The organism is Sporosarcina jeotgali, assembly GCF_033304595.1.
Lineage (GTDB): Bacteria > Bacillota > Bacilli > Bacillales_A > Planococcaceae > Sporosarcina > Sporosarcina jeotgali.
On the sequence record NZ_CP116341.1, the window covers coordinates 1,981,318 to 2,001,413 of the forward strand.

The 20,096-nt window shown below is 42.9% G+C and carries 19 protein-coding genes; 4 read left to right on the forward strand and 15 right to left on the reverse strand.

The window, feature by feature from the left end:
* Positions 1-47: 47 nt before the first annotated feature.
* Positions 48-368, forward strand: a complete 321-nt coding sequence (locus tag PGH26_RS09750) for a YtpI family protein (protein WP_323690888.1) — start codon at positions 48-50, stop codon at positions 366-368.
* A gap of 22 nt (positions 369-390) precedes the next feature.
* On the opposite strand, the gene PGH26_RS09755 is transcribed toward PGH26_RS09750, so the two are convergent.
* Both PGH26_RS09755 and PGH26_RS09760 read right to left on the reverse strand, forming a co-directional pair.
* Complete coding sequence (locus PGH26_RS09755; protein WP_323690889.1) at positions 391-1,698, reverse strand: DRTGG domain-containing protein; 1,308 nt, start codon at positions 1,696-1,698, stop codon at positions 391-393.
* 99 nt (positions 1,699-1,797) lie between these two features.
* On the reverse strand, positions 1,798-2,478 hold the full coding sequence (locus tag PGH26_RS09760; RefSeq protein ID WP_323690890.1) for a metal-dependent hydrolase: 681 nt from the start codon (positions 2,476-2,478) through the stop codon (positions 1,798-1,800).
* Between the two features lie 107 nt (positions 2,479-2,585).
* Between PGH26_RS09760 and PGH26_RS09765 the strand changes: the two genes are divergently transcribed.
* A complete protein-coding gene (locus PGH26_RS09765; protein WP_323690891.1) occupies positions 2,586-3,680 on the forward strand; it encodes a M24 family metallopeptidase in 1,095 nt (364 codons plus the stop codon).
* Positions 3,681-3,732: 52 nt separating this feature from the next.
* Here the strand turns inward: PGH26_RS09765 and ald are convergent, their stop codons facing one another.
* The gene (gene ald / locus PGH26_RS09770) at positions 3,733-4,851 is read right to left on the reverse strand and encodes an alanine dehydrogenase (RefSeq protein ID WP_323690892.1); all 1,119 of its coding nucleotides are present in this window, start codon (positions 4,849-4,851) and stop codon (positions 3,733-3,735) included.
* A gap of 220 nt (positions 4,852-5,071) precedes the next feature.
* Between ald and PGH26_RS09775 the strand changes: the two genes are divergently transcribed.
* Positions 5,072-5,521 carry a universal stress protein gene (locus tag PGH26_RS09775; RefSeq protein ID WP_323690893.1) on the forward strand — a complete coding sequence of 150 codons (450 nt, stop codon included), beginning with the start codon at positions 5,072-5,074 and terminating at the stop codon, positions 5,519-5,521.
* 49 nt (positions 5,522-5,570) lie between these two features.
* On the opposite strand, the gene PGH26_RS09780 is transcribed toward PGH26_RS09775, so the two are convergent.
* The 10 genes from PGH26_RS09780 to ezrA all read right to left on the reverse strand — a co-directional run bounded on the left by PGH26_RS09780 (position 5,571) and on the right by ezrA (position 16,180).
* Positions 5,571-6,491 carry a class I SAM-dependent methyltransferase gene (locus tag PGH26_RS09780; RefSeq protein ID WP_323690894.1) on the reverse strand — a complete coding sequence of 307 codons (921 nt, stop codon included), beginning with the start codon at positions 6,489-6,491 and terminating at the stop codon, positions 5,571-5,573.
* Between the two features lie 110 nt (positions 6,492-6,601).
* Complete coding sequence (gene tpx / locus PGH26_RS09785; protein ID WP_323690895.1) at positions 6,602-7,108, reverse strand: thiol peroxidase; 507 nt, start codon at positions 7,106-7,108, stop codon at positions 6,602-6,604.
* Positions 7,109-7,140: 32 nt separating this feature from the next.
* On the reverse strand, positions 7,141-7,737 hold the full coding sequence (locus PGH26_RS09790; protein ID WP_323690896.1) for an RDD family protein: 597 nt from the start codon (positions 7,735-7,737) through the stop codon (positions 7,141-7,143).
* A 17-nt stretch (positions 7,738-7,754) separates the two neighbouring features.
* Positions 7,755-8,765, reverse strand: coding sequence for a signal peptide peptidase SppA (sppA, locus tag PGH26_RS09795; protein WP_323690898.1), 1,011 nt, complete (start codon positions 8,763-8,765; stop codon positions 7,755-7,757).
* Positions 8,766-8,829: 64 nt separating this feature from the next.
* A complete protein-coding gene (gene rarD, locus PGH26_RS09800) occupies positions 8,830-9,768 on the reverse strand; it encodes an EamA family transporter RarD (RefSeq protein WP_323690899.1) in 939 nt (312 codons plus the stop codon).
* Between the two features lie 126 nt (positions 9,769-9,894).
* Positions 9,895-11,466, reverse strand: coding sequence for an acyl-CoA synthetase MbcS (mbcS, locus tag PGH26_RS09805; protein WP_323690900.1), 1,572 nt, complete (start codon positions 11,464-11,466; stop codon positions 9,895-9,897).
* A gap of 139 nt (positions 11,467-11,605) precedes the next feature.
* Positions 11,606-11,815: an alpha/beta-type small acid-soluble spore protein gene (locus PGH26_RS09810; protein WP_323690901.1), complete on the reverse strand. Its 210-nt coding sequence runs from the start codon at positions 11,813-11,815 to the stop codon at positions 11,606-11,608.
* A gap of 255 nt (positions 11,816-12,070) precedes the next feature.
* Entirely contained in the window at positions 12,071-13,273 is a 1,203-nt protein-coding gene (thiI, locus tag PGH26_RS09815; RefSeq protein ID WP_323690902.1) for a tRNA uracil 4-sulfurtransferase ThiI, read from the reverse strand.
* Entirely contained in the window at positions 13,260-14,408 is a 1,149-nt protein-coding gene (locus PGH26_RS09820) for a cysteine desulfurase family protein (RefSeq protein ID WP_323690903.1), read from the reverse strand. The genes thiI and PGH26_RS09820 overlap by 14 nt, the downstream gene beginning before the upstream one ends.
* A gap of 74 nt (positions 14,409-14,482) precedes the next feature.
* A complete protein-coding gene (gene ezrA / locus PGH26_RS09825) occupies positions 14,483-16,180 on the reverse strand; it encodes a septation ring formation regulator EzrA (RefSeq protein WP_323690904.1) in 1,698 nt (565 codons plus the stop codon).
* A 203-nt stretch (positions 16,181-16,383) separates the two neighbouring features.
* Between ezrA and PGH26_RS09830 the strand changes: the two genes are divergently transcribed.
* Entirely contained in the window at positions 16,384-16,863 is a 480-nt protein-coding gene (locus PGH26_RS09830; protein WP_323690905.1) for a GAF domain-containing protein, read from the forward strand.
* 71 nt (positions 16,864-16,934) lie between these two features.
* On the opposite strand, the gene PGH26_RS09835 is transcribed toward PGH26_RS09830, so the two are convergent.
* Positions 16,935-18,134, reverse strand: coding sequence for an aminotransferase class I/II-fold pyridoxal phosphate-dependent enzyme (locus tag PGH26_RS09835; protein WP_323693510.1), 1,200 nt, complete (start codon positions 18,132-18,134; stop codon positions 16,935-16,937).
* 105 nt (positions 18,135-18,239) lie between these two features.
* Positions 18,240-20,096 carry a sensor domain-containing diguanylate cyclase gene (locus tag PGH26_RS09840; protein WP_323690906.1) on the reverse strand — a complete coding sequence of 619 codons (1,857 nt, stop codon included), beginning with the start codon at positions 20,094-20,096 and terminating at the stop codon, positions 18,240-18,242.

Here is a 20,096-nt window from a genome sequence, read left to right on the forward strand (position 1 = left end):
AGCCGCTACAATAGAAGCAGTGCTGGATTCTTTTGGAGGGCTATACTGTGAAGACTTTAAATTTCATACTTGTATTCTTGATTATTGCTTCGGCAGTATTCTACTTTTACTTTAAAACCCGGCAATTCCGGACAAGTCAAGTGTTCCCTATTCGAAAAAAGATGTTTTCATCGAAAGCGGGGATGTTTTTAGGACTCTTGCTTGTCTTTTTCGGTATCAACCAGCTTATGCTGTTTGGCGGGGTTACAACTTATGTGATTTCTGGGATCTTCATCGTACTTGGAGGCTATGTATCCATCTTTAACTGGAAAGCCGATAAGTATTACACTCAATTTGTCGATGAAGAATCTCGGTTGAACAAGCGCTGATGCCTATTGCATCAGCGTTTTTTTATCGTTCCAACAGCTGATAGGTGACTAGTGCTTTACCAATCATTTCACCTTCTGAGTATAGCGTAATATCCATTTTCACGACACGCCGGCTCATGTGCAGAATTTGTGGTTCCACAGTGACACTGCTTCCAAGCTGAACATGTCTCATAAAATAGATTGATAAGTTCTCTGGAACACTTTCCCCGCGTTTGGTAAGCTTAATCGCGCGGTTGCCTGTTTCGGCCAACAATGTGGTCAAAGCACCATAGGACAATGATCCAAGCTGATTGGTCATCTGCGGAATCACTTCAAAAATTACATTTTGAGGATTTTCCGTATCCGAGTGCATTTGGTTCTTTACGATATCGTCAATGGTTTGGCCTTGCTGCGGCTGGCGCTGTGCCAATTGGAAAGCTTTCAGAACATCTTGTCTGCTAATGACACCATCCAGCAAACCCGCTTCTGTCACAACAGGGAGTAAATCTATTCCCTCCCATACCATTATGTGGCCAGCCGATGCAACGCTCATCTTGCCAGTCGCTGTAATCGGTGAAGCCGTCATGACTTTTCCTAACGGTTCGGATTCCTGTTTTCCGACGACGTCTTTAGATGTGACCATTCCAACAACCCGGCCATTTCTTTCAATAACGGGAAACGCTGAGTGTGAAGTTTCACGGCTAAGTTTGTTAAATTGACCAACCGTCTCTTGTATAAACAGTGTAGACGTATTTGAAAGTTGGTGCTGGATGTCTTCTACAAGAAGGATATCCTTTTCAATCATTTGGTCACTGATAGCCCGGTTCAGCATGGTCGCAACGGTAAACGAGTCGTAGGTCGTTGTAATAACCGGCAAGTCAAGAGAATTCGCTAACTTTTTCACTTCATCCGTTGTATCAAAACCGCCTGTCACTAAAACCGCTGCCCCTTCGCTTAGAGCTAACTGGTGGGCCTTTTGGCGATTTCCAACAATCAGCAGACTTCCCGCGTCGATATAACGGCGTATATCATCCAGCTGCATGGCACCAATCAGGAATTTAGTCAGCGTTTTATGTAATCCACCGCTTCCTCCCAGCACACTCCCGTCCACAATGTTTACAACTTCAGCAAACGTCAGCCGTTCAATATTCTCTTTTTTCTTCTTCTCGATTCGCACCGTCCCGACACGCTCGATTGTATTTACAAGTTTGTTGTTCTCTGCTTCCTTAATCGCACGGTATGCAGTTCCCTCACTAACTGTGAGCGCTCTTGCAATTTGCCGTACTGAAATTTTCTCACCAACAGCGAGGTCTTCAATGTGGCGCAAAATCTGTTCATGCTTTGTCGACATTGCATTCACCTTTTTCTATGTATGCCTACCTTCAGTTTACCATAAATCCATAAAAAATAACCGAGCTGGGAGAGAATTATCTCTGCCAGCCCAGTTGACTCAAAGCTGGACCACTTCACCAGCTTTCATCACGAGTACTTCATGATCTCTGACGAGTTTTTTGAAGTCCTCTGGATCTTGTACGATTGGCGGAAACGTATTGTAATGAACTGGAACTGACAACTTCGGCGATAGCAGTTCTACCGCAAATGCAGCATCTTCAGGTCCCATCGTAAAGTTATCACCTATCGGTAAAAATGCGATATCGATTGCATGACGCTTGCCGATCAGTTCCATGTCACCAAAGAGTGACGTGTCTCCTGCATGGTAAATCGTTTTTCCTTCTGCCATGAACAAGATTCCGGCAGGCATTCCCATGTAGATCAGCTGCTGGTCATCAGTTGTGTAGGATGAACTGTGAAATGCCTTCGTGAACTTTACCGTTCCAAAATCAAATTCACACGCTCCCCCAATGTTCATGCCGTGTGTTTCTAATCCTTGCCATCCAAGCCATACGGCAAGTTCGTTCGGCGCAACCACTAATGCCCCGCTCGCTTTTGCAATTTCAATCGTGTCCCCTACATGATCATTGTGTCCATGCGTCAACAAGATGACATCCGGCTTTTCGTCCGCTGCTTTTAAATCCGTTAAATCATTTCCTGTAATATAAGGATCGATCAAAATCACTTTGTCGTTTGTTTTAATCTTTACGATTGAATGTCCATGATAAGAAACTTCCATTGGTTTTGACACCTCCACTTAGTGTTCTTTCCTTTCTATCAATTCGTGAAACCCCATGTAAACCCTCTTTTTTGGTATGATAGGGTTGTGATTAAGGAGGAATAACTATGACAAAACTTAAAACGATTCAACAGTATTTAGAGGACAATAACGTAGAGGCGGCATTCGTAACGACACCTGATAACATTTTTTACCTATCAGGATTCAGCAGTGACCCCCACGAGCGCCTTCTTGGCGTCATGATTTTCAAAAACGCAGAGCCATTCATCGTCTGCCCGCTCATGGAAGTTCCCGATGTGAAATCTGCAGGCTGGGATTTCGGAACGGTCGGTTACGAGGACACGGATGACGCTTGGGAGTTTGTACTAGCTGAAGTGAAACGTAAAGCGGGGACTCTTAGTTCAATCGCAATCGAAAAATCTCACCTGACTGTTGAGCGTCTGGAACGTATGACAGAGCTCTTCCCTGAGGCAGAATTCTCTCGTTTAGATGAACAGCTGAATACAATGCGCAGCCATAAAGATGCAGAGGAGCTTCAACTGCTCCGCGAAGCTGCCGCTTTAGCGGACTATGCAATCGAAGTAGCGTGCGAAAATATTGCTGAAGGTGTTAGTGAACTTGAACTCCAAACAGCTATTGAGTTTGCGCTGAAGAAAAAAGGCGTTCAAAAGATGTCCTTCGATACTACTGTTTTATCAGGTCCTAAAACCGCTTCTCCACACGGAACACCGGGAGAACGTAAAATCCAGCAAGGTGATTTTGTTTTAATGGACCTCGGAGTAGTCCATAAAGGATATTGTTCGGATATTACGAGAACAGTTTCGTTTGGTGAGCCATCTGCCGAACAGCGCAGCATTTACGAAGCAGTTCGTTTTGCCAATCAGGCAGCAATCGATCTTGTAAAACCAGGCGTACGTGCAAGTGAACTGGATAAAGCTGCGCGCGAAGTCATCACAAAAGCTGGATACGGAGAGTACTTCACTCACCGCCTTGGACACGGCCTCGGAATTTCTGTTCACGAGTTCCCATCCATCCATGGAGCAAACGACTTCCAATTGGAAGAAGGCATGGTCTTTACAATTGAGCCGGGTATCTACAATTCAGCAATCACTGGTGTGCGTATTGAAGATGACGTTGTTGTCACTGCAGACGGAATTGAAGTGCTGACGAAGTTTCCGAAAGAACTTAAGATTATTAAGTAACTAGAAAAAGCAGAGCCCGCAATTTGCGGCCTCTGCTTTTTTGATTCTTCTTTTATCGGCTCAATAAAGATTCAGCAGATACATATTCGATTCCCTGTGCTTCAGATACCGCTTTATACGTCAAGTAGCCTTCAAGCGTGTTAACCCCTTTAAGCAGCGCTTCGTTGTCTAAACAAGCTTGGCTGTATCCTTTGTTCGCAATTTGTAACGCGTAAGGAACCGTTACGTTTGTAAGCGCCATTGTAGAAGTACGCGGAACAGCACCTGGCATATTTGCAACTGCATAATGGACGACGCCGAATTTTTCATATGTTGGATCGTCGTGCGTTGTAATACGATCTGAAGTTTCAAAAATACCGCCTTGGTCAATCGCAATATCAACCAATACAGAACCTGGTGACATCGATTTAACCATCTCTTCACTTACAAGTTTAGGTGCACGCGCTCCTGGAATCAGTACACAGCCAATTACTAGATCTGCATCTTTTACAGAAGTAGCGATGTTAAATGGATTCGACACTAATGTTTGGACATCATCTCCGAACAATTCATCCAGCTGACGAAGCCGTTCCACTGATAGATCCAAAACTGTAACACGAGCTCCCATTCCGATTGCAATGCGGGCTGCATTCGTTCCAGCTTGTCCTCCGCCAATCACGGTAACGTTACCGCGTTGAACACCCGGTACGCCTGAAAGCAGAATTCCTTTCCCGCCTTCCATTTTCTCCAAGTACTGAGCTCCAATTTGAGTTGCCATACGGCCAGCCACTTCACTCATTGGCGCAAGCAGCGGCAACGAACGGTTTGGTAATTGAACCGTCTCGTACGCAATTCCGATTACTTTATTATCCAGTAATGCTTTTGTTAACTCTACTTCGGAAGCCAGATGTAAATACGTGAACAAAATGAGACCTTCACGGAAATAACCATACTCAGAAGAAACGGGTTCTTTTACTTTCATAACCATTTCTGCTGCCCACGCTTCAGCTGCAGTTGCAACAATCTCAGCACCCGCTTCACGGTATTCTTCATCTGTAAAATTAGAGCCGAATCCTGCCTGTGTTTCGATAAGCACCTCGTGCCCCGCTGATTTCAAGTTGAATACTCCAGCTGGTGTCATTGCGACACGATTTTCGTTGTTTTTTATCTCTCTAGGTACTCCAATACGCATAGTTAGTTCCTCCTCAATGAATGTGTTCGGCTGTCCAGTATGTACCGTTCAAACCTTTGCACAATAAGTGTAGCAGATAGTATTCTTTTTTGCCGTATTATTTGCATTGAACAACAAATATTTTTAATTTGCCGATTTTTAATAGTTAAGAAGGAAATAGTGAGAGATTTGGAGTATAGTACTTATAGAAGGATAATTTAAATGTAGGAGTGTGGTAACGATGTCATTAGTATACAACCAAATCATTGTTGCGGTAGACGGATCAAAAGAGTCGGAATGGGCTTTCAAAAAAGCAGTAGCGATTGCTAAACGTAACGACGCTAACTTGAACCTTGTCAACATCATCGACACACGTTCGTACTCCGCTGTTGAAGCCTATGACCGTTCAATCGCCGAGCGCGCTCAATCTTATGCTGTAGAGTTGCTTGAAGGATACAAAGAACAAGCAGCAGCTGCCGGATTAACACACGTGAATGTTATTGTGGAATATGGTTCACCGAAAACAATGATTCCAAGAGAAATCCCTAAAAAGATCGAAGCGGATTTGATCATTTGTGGTGCAACTGGTTTAAATCCGGTTGAGCGTTTCCTAATCGGCAGTGTATCAGAGAATATCGTACGCGCAGCAAAATGTGACGTACTCGTTGTTCGTACACCCGAAGGCGCATAAGTAAACGCAAAAAGTGTCCTTCTCATTACGAGAAGGACACTTTTTTTACTTACTTCACATTTTCTTTTGCCCAGTCTTCTATATTGTTAAAGAATGACATCATCGCTTGCTTGTCCGTCATATCCGGGACAGCAGCAAGCAATACATCTGGAGTTGGCATTGCTTGTTCGGAAGGTTTTTGCAAAATCAGCAAGCTTTTAGATTGAGCCGCATTTTTGAACAGTGTTTGCGGTAATTGTAAAATCCCCCGAATCACCGTGTGCTTTTTCAAATACGTGTGCAACTCACCCGCTTGTGCAGATTCAAATAACGTAGAAGGTACAATAAATATTCCATAACCTTCAGGCTTCAAATGATGGATCGTTTGTTCAATGAACAAATGATGAGCATAGGCATGTCCTTCTGCAGGCATCATTTCAAAATTCAGCGCGTTTTCATCATCAGGATAATAACCGACCGGTAAATCACATACCGCTAAGTCAACTGGATCTACCAGTAACGGACGCAGTGCATCTTGTACGTAAATTTGAACAGTCTGCTCCATAAGATCGGCACCCGTTACAATCAATCTTGCCAGCAACTCATCGATTTCAACTGCCACTGAAGATACTGGCACATCCAGTGAATTCATGACAGTTAACAGTAAATTACCTGTTCCAGCTGCAGGGTCCAGCAATTCAACCCTTTCTTTTTCAGGCAGCAGCGAACTTGCGATACGAGCGATCAGCATTCCGATTGCATCTGGAGTCATCTGATGATGAGGCTGCACATTTTGTCTCATCCCTTTTAAAATCGCAAGTTGTAGCCCGCGACGTATCTCTTCTTTCGTGACTTCACCTTGTAAGTCAGGACCAGCTGTCCCTTCTCTCCAACTTTGGCAAGCTTCAATAAGCTGCTCCAAGTAAAGTGCTTCGTCCTTACTTGCTGCTTCATCTAAATACGTAAAGATCTGTTCTGTATTTGTTTTCATTGGAATCCCTCTTCTTCCTTCTTTTCAATACGTTATCCCGCCTGACAGCCGCCATGAAAAACCCATCCGACAGCCGGATGGGTTTTCTTCAGGCAACAGCTGCCTAACACTTACGCTTTCAATTTCTCCACAGCATCCAAAGCCTCTTGGTAATCCGGGTGATCGGTTACTTCACTAACATATTCGGAGTAAGCAATCTTGTCATCTTTATCAATTACAAAAATTGAACGAGCGAGCAGACGAAGTTCTTGAATTGCCACCCCGTAGGCCTCTCCAAACGATAGATCTTTGTGATCCGATAGAATCTGGATATTGCCGATTTCTTCTGTGGAACGGTAACGGGCTTGTGCGAATGGAAGGTCAACAGAAATCGTCATAACTTCCACATCGTCTCCAAACTTTCCAGCCTCTTCATTAAATCTATGTGTTTGTTTAGAACAAACACCCGTGTCGATTGAAGGAACGACACTGATTAGACGAATCTTCCCTTTGGAATCATCGAGAGTCACGGGTTGAAGATCATTTGCCAGCACTGTGAAATCCGGAGCGTTGTCGCCCGCTTTTAGTTGTTTTCCGGCCAATGTAACAGGATTATTCTTGAATGTAGTTGAAGTCATTAAGATTCTCCTTTCAGTATCCATCTATCTTACTAGATAGACTGATCGCCTTGCAACTGACGGCTCTCATCTACTGTAACTGTGTTGACTGTGTTCAGTTTTTCATAAATTTGTTCATGAATAACTTCTGTATCCGCAAACAAGTCATGCAGCGCCTCTTTACGTGGCATGAAGATCACAAGTAAATACGGAATCAGCAATGTTTTAGAAATATAACGTCCTACGACTTCTCGAAAAAGAAGTGATCCCCATCCAAGTGGTTCCCCGCTCTTTTTAACAACCCGGATTCCCATAATCATTTTCCCGGCAGTTTGACTGAAAAACTTTGTCATCAGTAAGAAGTACGCAAGGAATAGAATGAGCATGATGAGCTTATATGGGCTATACAGCAAAAATATCGGATCCTTGATCGGGAAATCGCCTATCCTGAAAATAGGCTTTATCAGGATACCGCTGACTGCTCCTACTATAATGATATCAATCAAATACGCCCAAAATCGAATCCAAAATCCAGCTGGTTTCTTGATGAATTCTTGTGTTCGCGGAGCAAAGGATTCCTGTTGAACCGGTTCAGATTGAATCTGAATTTCTTTAACTTCTTCGATTGGCTGTTCCATTTGTTCAGACATTCTGTCAACACCTCCCCTTAACGTTCACCATACAAATACATCATGCGCGGTGCTTGGTAGTCAGTCAGAAGTTTTTGGATCAACTCTGCATCAGCATTTTTCTTAAACAATCCAGATACACTCGTTCCGAATAACGAAGAAAAACTATCTGTGGAACTATATTCAAATACAGTCGGATTTTCTAATCCTGACTCTGAAATTAGCGCATCAATGACATCTGGTAATTTTCCATAATCGTCCGCAAGTCCTGATTCAATCGCTTGGCGGCCATTCATGATTCGTCCATCCGCCACTTTCTTAACGTCGGCTACGGTCATGCCGCGGCCATCAGCTACGATTCCCACAAATCGTTCATAAGAGTCGTTGATCATTTCTTGAAGCATATCTCTTTCTGCCTGTGTCATTTTACGATTCGGACTCATCATATCTTTATAAGGTCCTGTTTTGATCGTATTAAAATCAATACCGATTTTGTCTGCCAGCTCAGCATAATTCAAACTTTCCATAATTACGCCAATCGAACCTGTAATTGTCTCGGGATGAACAAAGATTTTATCCGCAGGAGCTGAAATATAATAGCCTCCTGAAGCTGCCATCGATCCCATCGACACGTAGATAGGAATATCTCGATTTTCTTGGATAGCAATGATTTCATCATAAATATCTGATGACTCCAAAACCCCGCCGCCTGGTGAGTCTACGTGCAATACCATCCCTTTCACCGTTTCATCTTCACGAATATCAGCCAGCTGATTCAGAAGGTTTTGGTGATTGTAGCCTGCCGCTGCAAAAGGTGATGCAGGCCCTGTATCTTGAATAACCCCACTCACATCCAGCACTGCAATGCGCTCTGTAGAATCACCTTGGTCGATTATACTTTCTTCGTAAGTCGGTCCACCCATAGCAAAGCTTTCATCAAATAACGCGTTAAAATCCCTTGTAAATATGAATGAGAGCGAGTTAACACCGATTGAGACAACAACTAAGGCTGCAGCCGATATTAAGGCAATCCATCGTTTCGTCGACATTTCAAAATTCCTCCTTTAGTTCATAGTACGTGTACGTATGAGCAAACAGAATGTTTCATCCGAATTAAGATTGGTGCGAAGATTCATGTTTATCAATACGAACCATCATTCTTTTATTCCTTACATAACGCAGCACTTCCGGCACCGTAAACACTAATAATGCAATCCAAATGAAGGCAAAACTGAGCCATTCAAACTTACCAAACGATTCTCCGTAAATAAGAACGCCAATAATCAGCATCATCGTTGGAGCTATATATTGAAGAAAGCCCGTTACATATAGCGGAATGGATGGAACACCTTTCGCAAAAAACACTAACGGTAAAGCCGTTGCAATGCCTGTTAAAATAAGCAATACAACCGTTAATGGATTCGTATCCATTATAACAGCATCTCCCGTTGAAAAAATCCAGCCATATGCTATTAGAGCGATCGGAACTGTAAACGCCGTTTCAATGGCAAGTCCTCTTGTTGCGTCAACTTTAATATGCTTTTTAATAAGGCCATACAGAGCGAACGTGATTGCCAATACAAAGGATATCCACGGAAAAACACCATAATGGATTGTTAAAATCGTAACTCCCACCGCTGCAAGGAGGAATGCCGCTTTTTGGTTTCGATTCAATGCCTCTTTTAAGAAGATGATTCCTAACAATACAGAAACTAACGGATTTATGTAATACCCGAGGCTCGCCTGTACGATAAAGTCATGATTCACTGACCATATATACGTAAACCAGTTGATTGTCACAAGAAACGAAGCCGCACAAAGACTCCAAAATTGCTTTTGCGTCCTCCAAAGTTCCTTTAAATCGTTAACCAATTTTCCCCCTTGCCCCATCAGTAATAGAGCCAAAACTGTTAAAAGGAATGCCCAGATGATACGATTCACTAAAATTTCTCCACTGCTAACGTGGTGAAGACTTTTCCAATAAATCGGCATGAATCCCCATAATACATAGGCGGTGAACACCCATAGTGCGCCTTTTTGTTGTGTTTGCAAGTGCCTGCCCCCTATTCACAGCATTTAGCTGCACGAAATATCTCTCAATTATAAGGGGGCACGTTAGCAAGGTAAAGCCTTTAGCAAATTAAAGGACTGAGATTATTGAAATCTCAGTCCTGAATTTTACTTTACCTCTTGTTTTCGAAGCTGAACACGCATGATTTTTCCGGATGCTGTTTTCGGCAGTTCTTCAACAAATTCAATTTTCCGCGGGTACTTATAGGGTGCTGTACGCTGTTTTACGTGATCTTGCAACTCTTTTACCAGCTCACTGTCATCTTTCTTAGATGGATCCCGTAAGACGATGAAAGCCTTAACGACCGTTCCCCGAACTTCATCCGGGCTTCCGACAACTGCGCATTCCTTTACTGCAGGATGATTTGTTAATGCATCCTCTACTTCGAACGGTCCAATTGTATAGCCGGAACTAATGATGATGTCATCTCCCCGGCCCTCAAACCAGAAGTATCCATCCTCATCTTTTTTCGCGCGATCTCCAGTGATATAATACTCCCCTCTGAATTGCATCGCCGTGCGCTCAGGATCTCGCAAGTACTCCTTAAACAAAGCAGGCGTTGAAACGTGAACAGCGATATCTCCCACTTCTCCCACTTGTGACGGCTTACCTTCATCATTAATGATTTCCACACGGTTTCCTGGCGTCGGTTTTCCCATAGATCCTGGTCTTGCATCCATGCCAACCATCGTTCCAACTAGTAATGTATTTTCAGTTTGACCATAGCCATCTCTTACTTGAAGAGAAAACACTTTTTCAAATGTATCGATGACTTCTTTATTCAACGGTTCCCCTGCGGATACAGCACTGCGCAGAGAAGACAAATCATAACTGCTTAAGTCCTCGGCTTTTGCCATGAATCTGTATTCTGTCGGTGTACAGCAGAGAACATTTACTTGATACGTCTTGATCATCTCCATGTACGTTTTCACATCAAACTTGCCATTGTATACAAGACCCGTTGCACCGCTTCCTAACACAGCAAGGAACGGTGTCCAAATCCACTTTTGCCATCCTGGTGCCGCTGTAGCCCAAACCATATCTCCTTCTTGAATGCCTAACCAATTCTCACCAGTCGTTCGAAGGTGAGCGTATCCCCATCCATGCGTATGTACAACACCTTTTGGTTTGCCCGTGGTTCCCGATGTATACGATAAAAATGCCATATCACCGGCTTTTGTAGGTGCAGCCTCATATTGAGCGGGTGCTTTTTTCATCTCGTTAGTCAGAGACACACTTCCAGCGTCTGCTTTTCCAACAACAAACAACGTGACATTTTCGATGCCTTGTACTTCAGACAGCTGACTTGTAAATGCTTCATACGCAACAATTGCTTTTGCGCCGCTATGCGCTAATCGGTATTCAATTTCTGATGCCCGCAGCATCTCAGATGAAGGAATTACTGCTATTCCTGCTTTTAACGCTCCTATATATGCAACATACGCTTCAATTAACCTTGGGACCATCACTAATAGGATGTCTCCTTTTTTCAAACCGTTTGCTCCATAAACAAAAGCTGCTCGATTTGCTTCTTCCATCAACTCATCATATGTATATTCCTTTTTATTGCCTTCTGAGTCGACGTAAATTAATGCTCTCTTATTTGTTCCATCTGCGTACTTTTCAATTTCAGATACAATATTATAGTCCTCAGGTGCAAGCAGTTCTTCTCTTTTCATGAAGTCTCCCCCTTTTAAACAATATAGTCAGTATACATCTAAAATTTATGCAATTCAAAAAGAAACCTAGTTATGTTTTAAGTTTTTCTCCACATACTAAAAAAACTGCCCCCCTTATGGGGGCAGTCCGAACGGTTATTTATTCTTGATAACCTTTCATTTGTTGCTGAGCTTGACGAACCAATCGCTTAGTAATTTCTCCGCCGACGGAACCGTTGGCACGCGATGTTGAGTCTGCTCCAAGCTGAACTCCAAATTCTGAAGCGATTTCGTTCTTCATTTGGTCAAGCGCTTGTTGAACTCCTGGTACTAGAAGTTGGTTTGAATTGCCGCTGTTTGAGTTTGCCATGTTGATGTCACCTCCCTTGTGACCATAGAATGTACCGATTGGGTAAATTCATGCACACAAAGGAAATGGTATCTTTTTCATATTATGAAATCAGCCATTAAAAAGTGTCTAAAACCCTTTCTAATCAACACTTTCAAGGAAACCGACATAGTATTAAGCATTAAAAAAATTTACATTAAAATATGAATCGACCGTTCGAATCACTCTTTTCAACAAAGTCGATTACTTGTTTTCAGGGCAATTCAAGAAGGATCTTTACAACAAGTCACTAAATTCGTCCGTTTTTTCTTCAATAAAACAGTCGATGATTGTGCGGTTTTGAATGGCTTCCATTATCATCGGCTCGAAGCCGATGAAACTTTCGTAGAACTCCACTTTTTCTAAACGCGGTTTTGTTTTCGGGCTGGATGGCGTGAAAACAGTACAGCAGTCTTCAAAAGGCTGAATTGATGTTTCATATGTGCCGATCTTTTTAGCGATTTGGATAATCTCCAGTTTGTCTGTCGCAATAAGCGGACGTAATATCGGTGTCGAAGTAACTGCATTAATGGCTGTAAAACTTTCGAGAGTTTGACTCGCTACTTGTCCCAAGCTTTCGCCAGTCACAATCGCGAGTGCACCGATTTCATTTCTGAGCTGATCTGCAATTCGCATCATGATTCTTCTCGTGGATGTGATGGATACGTTTTCAGGAACTTGTTTTACAATAGCTTGCTGAATATCGGTGAATGGAATGATGTGCAGCTTTATCTTTCCGCCATATGCGCTGATTTGCCGTCCCAATTCAATAACTTTTTCCTGAGCTTGCTCACTCGTAAATGGAGGACTTGCGAAATGAATAGCTTCTATAGTAACTCCGCGCTTCATCATTAAGTATCCGGCGACAGGACTGTCAATTCCGCCAGAAAGCATTAGTAAAGACTTTCCATTTGAACCTACAGGCATTCCGCCAGCACCTTTATAAACTTTCGACGAAAGGAATGAACCATCATTCCGAATATCAATATGCAATAAAATATCCGGTTTTTTTACGTTCACACTCAGATTGGAATGCGCTTTTAAGATGGTGCCGCCGATTTCTCTTTGCAGCTCCCCAGTAACTAACGGGAATGACTTATCCGTTCTGCGTACTTCAACCTTGAACGTCTTCTCCTCCGTGTCCTCGGTTTCAAAGATGGCAAGCGCGGTTTGCTGAATCGCTTCTACTGTCGATTCGCATTTCGCTATCGGACTAAAGGATTGTATACCAGCCACGTCTGAGAGTCGCTCTATCGCTTGTTCAAGATCATCGCTTGTTGCGTATAAAAACATCCGATCACGCTCTGCTTTTAGTTTAACCGATTGTAAGTCGTGAAGAATTTGCTTGATATTCGCTGTAAGTTTTTGTATAAACACTTTTCGATTTCGCCCTTTTAAGGACATTTCTCCGTATCTTATGAGAAGTTCATTCCATATCATGCTGCTTCATCCCTTTCTTGATGGTCTTCAAAAACTCCTGAATCACTTGTGCCAGTATCTCAATTTCATCATCTATATTCTTCTTGCCGAAACTAATTCGAATCACACCTTTACGATAGTCATCCGGCAGATGAATTGCTTGGATGACATGGCTTACTTTGTTTGCTTTGGACGAACATGCACTGGAGGTGGAAACCATGATTCCACGTTGCTGGAAGTAATTCACTGCGACTTCACCAGTAATACCTTTAAACGCAATTGTGAATATGTGAGGGCTGCCTTCTGCAGGCGAACAAATCCGGACCAGTTTTTCGGACTCCATCATTTTTCGCAGCCGGCGGTTCCATCTTTGGTACTTGGTGACATCATTTCCCTCCAAAACTTTGCGGATTGCTTTCGCAAACGAAGCCGCACCAGGTGTATTGACGGTGCCGCTTCTATAACCGTGTTCTTGGCCACCGCCAAAAGAAATTGCTTCGGGCTCTTTGAATTTCTTTGTTAATAAACAGCCAGTCCCTTTTAACCCATGAATTTTATGCGCTGAAAGTGTTACCGCGTCCACCCATTCCGGATAGGGCAAAGAAATCTTTCCCAGACTCTGCACACAATCCGAGTGAAAAATTGCTCGGGAATGGTCGCGTACCACTTTCGAACACGCTTCGATTGGCTGCACAGTTCCAATTTCATTATTCACATGCATGACACTTACTAAAATGGTCTCTTTTCGAATCTTTTGTCTCAGTTCTTCAGGGGATACTTCACCTGCTTCATTCACTGATAGGAAATCGATTTCAAACCCTTCGGTTTCAAGATGAAGACACGCATTCCGAACTGAATCATGCTCGATCTCAGTTGTAATTATATGATTTCCACGATGTTTAAGGCTTCTTGCATACCCGATTATTGCTAAATTATTTGCTTCCGTACCCCCAGAAGTGAAAATCACTGTGCCTTCAGAATCTCCGGCCAGTGCTGCAATTTGCTTCCTTGCAGATTCCAGGAGCCGTTCTGCTTGGTTCCCAGCTTGATGAAGGGAAGCTGGATTCGCATAGTACTCCAAGTTGGCTCGTGTAAAAGTCTCTAGAACTTCCGCGTCGGGAATCGTCGTTGCACTATTATCCAGGTAAATCATCATGATCTCGTCCTTTCATGCAACTTAAGCGGCACAAAGCCACCTGCACGCATTGTGCGGGTGGCTGAAGGTGACACTTACTGTACGTGCTCTTGTAATAATTCTTCAATTCGCTTCATCGCTCCAGGCTCCGCTTCTTCAACAGCCGTAGCTGCCTCTTCCAGAGCTTTTGCATAACGGAATTGTCTAAACGCCATTTCTGCTTCCAGCAATCGGGCGTGCATTGCTGGATGAGATGCGCGATATCGATTTCCATATTGAATGATTTGTTCCGTCAGCAATGCATTTTCCAACATCTCATCAATTTTCGAAACGACTTCGTGAACTACTTTTTCAGCGTTGTTTATATACTCTTCAACGAGTGCCATATTAAGCGGAACTTCTTCCAATCCATTCTGAACGATAAAGATCTGTTCATCCGCTTCTTCTAAACGAACTTCGATATCATCGGGTACTCCTGGAATATTGGCTTTCAAAAGTTTACGCTCCGTTTCCTGTAACGTTCGCGTAAGTTGTTCCAACCGTTTAACAACACTTATTTCATCTGTTCGAAGGCTTTTAATACGATCTTGGAACGAAACGGTTTCCATTTCAACACGATCCAGCGTTTCAGCTACTGTACGCAAGTCCTGTGCCAGTCCTGAGTACGCAGACTCTCCGTTCTCTCCTTGGCTCGTTAACAATTCAAACTGCTTAGCAGCTTCTGATAAGTCCACAAGGAAGCCTTTAGGAACCGCCGCTTCTTTTTCATCTAAGCGATAGCTTTGCTGCACGAATAATGCTTCATCTGCAATCTCTTTAGCAAATGCTTTGACCGACACTAATTTACTGGCAACATCACTATAGTTTTGTTCCATATACTGCCGCTCTTTTACTTCTTCTTCTAAGGAATCATAGAACGAATCCAAACTCTCATCGATTTCAGCCAACCGCTGTTGAACGGGTTGAACGTCTAGAGTTTCGACTTTACCAAGCAGCTCTTCTGATTCACGCTCAATCGATGCTAATGAGGATTTCAAGTTTAAGTGTTCTAAGTAGTACCCATCTTCTGCCATTTCTTCTACACCGTTTCGTAATTCTCGCAGGGTAGATGGTAATTTACTTTGTAATTCACTAAGTATAGAAGGTATTTCTTTAATTAACGGGAACAATTCATTGGCTTTAGATGCCACTGCAATTACATTTTCTCTTGCTTGCAAGTAATTTCCGTTATCTGTCAAATCATCGTATTCTTCAAATGCAGGCTGGAAATATTCAAGTTCTTTTTCCAATGCCGGGACCGCTCTTCCAAACGAATGCTGGTGAGCCAATACGGATTTGCGTGCTTCCCTGAATTCTTCTTTCAAAGTTTCCATTTCCACACGGTTTTTTTCTTCACTGCCAATCAGTTCATTCAATTCCTGCAAAATCGAATTTTTCCGTTCTTCACAAACTGTCAGTTGTTGTTCGATGTCTTTTTCAATTCCAGTCGCTTTCTTAAAACGGAATCGGTCGACCATCTCTTCGGTATCAAATAGCAAGGAATCAATTTTCGGCACGAGCACATCGACGACTTCCGTCCATTCGTTGCGCCAGCGTTCAAATTTCTCCTCTGTTTGACCTGTCATATTCAGCTGTTTGACTTTTGTCATTTCCTCAAATATCGGTTCATGCTGGATCTGAAGCTTTTCATGCTCCAGCTTACTAATTTCCTGGATATGCTTTCGTCTCAACAAAAACATTGCAACAGCCAGCACAATCACTATGATGATTGGAATGATGAAGTAGTTCACCATTGTCCATCCCCCTATTCCGCAACGACTCTACAATTGATAATACCTTATATAGTAACACGTTTAAAGAATTTTCGTGTTGAAAAAGGGCGAATCTTCGTCGAAAATTTGTTTACTTGTGTGAAACACCTCGAAAATTGTATGATTCCATTAGATATCCTGCTTAATTGTCAGGAACTAACTATACGGAATAGAGGGTGTTTTTCATGTTCATGGGGATTGAGTATTCAAAGCATCCAGCTGAAAGTTATCGTCAGCTGGCAGATCAGCTGCAACTTTTGTTAGACGGCGAAAAAAATCGCATTGCAAATTTAAGCAACGCTTCTGCTTTACTAAGTAACTTTTTAGAGCGTACGAATTGGACGGGTTTTTATCTATTGGAAGAAGGCGAACTCGTTCTCGGACCATTCCAAGGACTTCCGGCTTGTATTCGCATTCCTATGGGAAGAGGTGTGTGCGGGACTTCCGCTAAAAACAGAGAAACACTTGTCGTTGAAGATGTGAACGCGTTTGAAGGACACATTGCGTGTGATTCTGCTTCTCAATCTGAAATCGTGATTCCACTCGTGAAAAATGATGAGCTCATCGGCGTATTAGATATTGACAGTCCTGAAATCGGCCGGTTTTCTGAAGAGGATCGCGCTGGTCTGGAACAGTTTGCTGAAGTTCTTTTACGACATATCTAAGGTTGATTCGTTCATACAAAAAGCAGCGGAGTCTATTCACACTCCGCTGCTTTTTGTTTACTTAGTTTTCATTAACTTGATAAAGTTTGCTGTGCTTTAGCAACTTGGAGGAATGCTTGATCCAAATCAGCAATGAGGTCATCAGCGTGCTCTAATCCAGCCGATAGGCGAAGAAGGCCATCACTGATGCCCATTTTTTCACGGTCCTCAGCCGGTACTCCTGAGTGTGTCATTGTTGTCGGATGCTGAATCAGCGTTTCTGCGTCTCCCAAACTGACCGCAATTTTGATTAAGTTGAGATGGTTCATGAAGGTTTGCGCTACAGGCTGACCGCCTTTTATCGTAAAGGAGACGAGCCCTCCGCCTGCAGACATTTGGTTCTTAGCGATGTCGACTTGCGGATTGTTTTCATCGAATGGATAAAAGATCGCTTCCACTAAGTCTTGTGTTTTTAAATACTCCATTAACCCGGTAGCGTTTTCAGTATGTCTCTGCATTCGAACAGAAAGAGTTTTTAAACCCCGTATGAGCAGCCATGCATCGAAAGGAGATATAATTCCCCCGTAGTCTTTTTGAACACTTCCGCGGATCTCATCCATTTCCTCTTTGTTTTTACCTGTTAGCAAGCCGGCGATGACATCTCCATGCCCATTTATATATTTGGTGGCACTGTGCAAAACAAAATCCGCTCCAAAATCGATCGGGTTTTGCAAATATGGGGATGCGAATGTATTATCCACGACGATTTTCAAGTTGTGTCGTTTTGCAACAGCTTCGACCGCCCGAAGATCAGCGAGTTCCATTGTAGGGTTAATTGGTGATTCAATATAGATACAAACCGTGTCAGGCGTAATCGCCGCTTCAATTTCTTCCTCTGTGCCCATAGAAGTCAGGGTATGGGTAATGTTATACTTCTGTTCCATTATTCCAAGAAGACCGAATGTGCATCCGTAGATCCCGCGTGAACAGATGATATGATCGCCTGTTTTCGTCAAATGAGTCAAGATTGCACTGACAGCCGCCATTCCAGAACCGAATGCGAGGGAACCTGCACCATTTTCAAGCTCCGTCATACGCTCTTCTAACACTCTTACTGTCGGATTCCCTAACCTTGAATAGATGCCGCCTTCTTCTTCCCCTGCAAATCGTCTCGCCCCTTGCTCGGCAGTGTCGAATGCATAGGTAGAAGTTTGATATAACGGAACTGCTAAACTCCCGTGATGCGTGCTGCTGTCATAGCCTTTGTGAACCGTCGCTGTATCTTTATGCATTTTGCCAGTCACTTTGAATCATCCACCTTTCGCCATTGAAGTAAACGCTTACATTCATTGTATGCTTACGAACTACAAAACTCAAAGAAAATCGGTACTTGCAAGTCATTCTGCAAGTACCGATTCACTGACAACAATTCGATTTTTACCGCCTGATTTTGCCGAGTAGAGCGCTTCGTCTGTATTCTGAAATAGTTGCTGATAGGTTTCCTGATTAGTCGATGGTGCCCACACACTCACACCGATCGAAACAGTAACGGAAGGATTCGTCAGTTGGGGCATTTTTAGAAGCAGCTGTTTTGCAAGCCGTTTACCTTCAATAAGAGTTGCTCCCGGCAAGTAAACCGCGAATTCTTCTCCTCCCCACCGTCCTGCTATATCCTGATCCGTAACGCTCGATTTCAGAACGTCAGCGGTTTGTTTTAGTACAGAATCTCCGATAGCATGACCAAATTGGTCGTTCACCTGTTTAAAGTCATCCACGTCCAATAGAAGGAAGGCACCGCCGATTCCTTTTTTAAATGCCAAAGACATATGCCGGTCCAAATAGCCTCTCGCATATAAGCCGGTCATTTGATCTTTGTTCGCAAGGTTTTGCAACTTCTCACGGAGCGCGGAATTAGAAAGTGCGAGTGAGGAATGGCTAATAATCGACCTGACGAGCTTGAAATCTTCAAAAGTAAAATGATATTTTTCTGTATGCATCAGCAAAGTATATCCTGCTATTTTTTCAGAAATGACTATAGGAGCAATCATTAGTGAACGATATGGGGTGAAGCCCTCAATGTCCTCGTTCTTCAAATCTGCAATAAATACAGCTCCATTTTCCTTTCTCACACGGCTTTCAGCATAGTCTAGATACCGGTTTCCTGCCTGGGTTTGGAAATAATCGGTTGATTCTTTCGATAGCACAGGCGCTTGCTGATCTTTAAAATACACAAATGCTACTTCTTCAGGGTCAAATGTTTCGTTAAGACGAGTATTAATGTACGTGATCATTTCCTCAAAAGTGAGCCGCTCTGTAAGTTTTTTCGATACTTCATTGACCAATTGCAATTCGTGAATCATTCGATGGGACTGATCATACAAGCTTGTATTTTCAATCGCGTGTCCGGCACTTTCGGAAATATTCCGAACGAATTCCTTCTGCATTTGTGAAAATACATAATGACCAGGAGCTGTGAGCTGAAGAATGCCATACGTACCTTGCATTCCTTTCACGGGCGCGCTTAAGATTTCGGTATCTTTTCCTGCACCTTTTCCAAGCGCCAGCTCTCCGGAAAGAAAAGCTTCAACTGTTGACGGCAGCTCATTGGAATAATCGAACAATCGATATGAACAAGACGAATCCAGTTGCTCTTGTGAAAGAATTAAATCCACTTGAATCGGATCCAGATTTCTAGAAATCGTTGACACCAGCTGGGAATGGATGACCCCTAATTCCATAGTTGAATTGAAGGTTTTTGTCGCTTCAAGCAGGCTTTGATAATTTTGGGAATGCTTGTAGAGCGATTGATATCCTTTAATGGTTTCAATAAGTCTGCCCATTAGCAGCTGGAACTTCTTGAAAAACTCAGAGGATGCAAAAGAATGCCACTCATCCGTCGATTTCACCAGAATCATCGCGACAGGTTCTCTCTTTTCGTTTCGAATCATAAGCGTATCGTCTGCAAAGTCCAGCGCATCCTCTGTTTCCGAAGAGGTTGCAGTCAGCATAGGTGACGTTAACGTTTCCACGACACCCACTCCGTCACGGGTATCTTGTTTAAGAAGAGAAGCTGCAGAATAGAAATGATTGTCTTCATATAGAAAGAACTCTATTTTCGTAACATTAAAGTTGATTTTAAAAAGATTTTCAAACAAGCTGATGAATTCACGGTCATTCAGGTTCTGCATTACACCTAACATTAAATCGAGTAAGTTGCTTTTAATCGATTCATACATTTGCTCATTTGTTTTCAT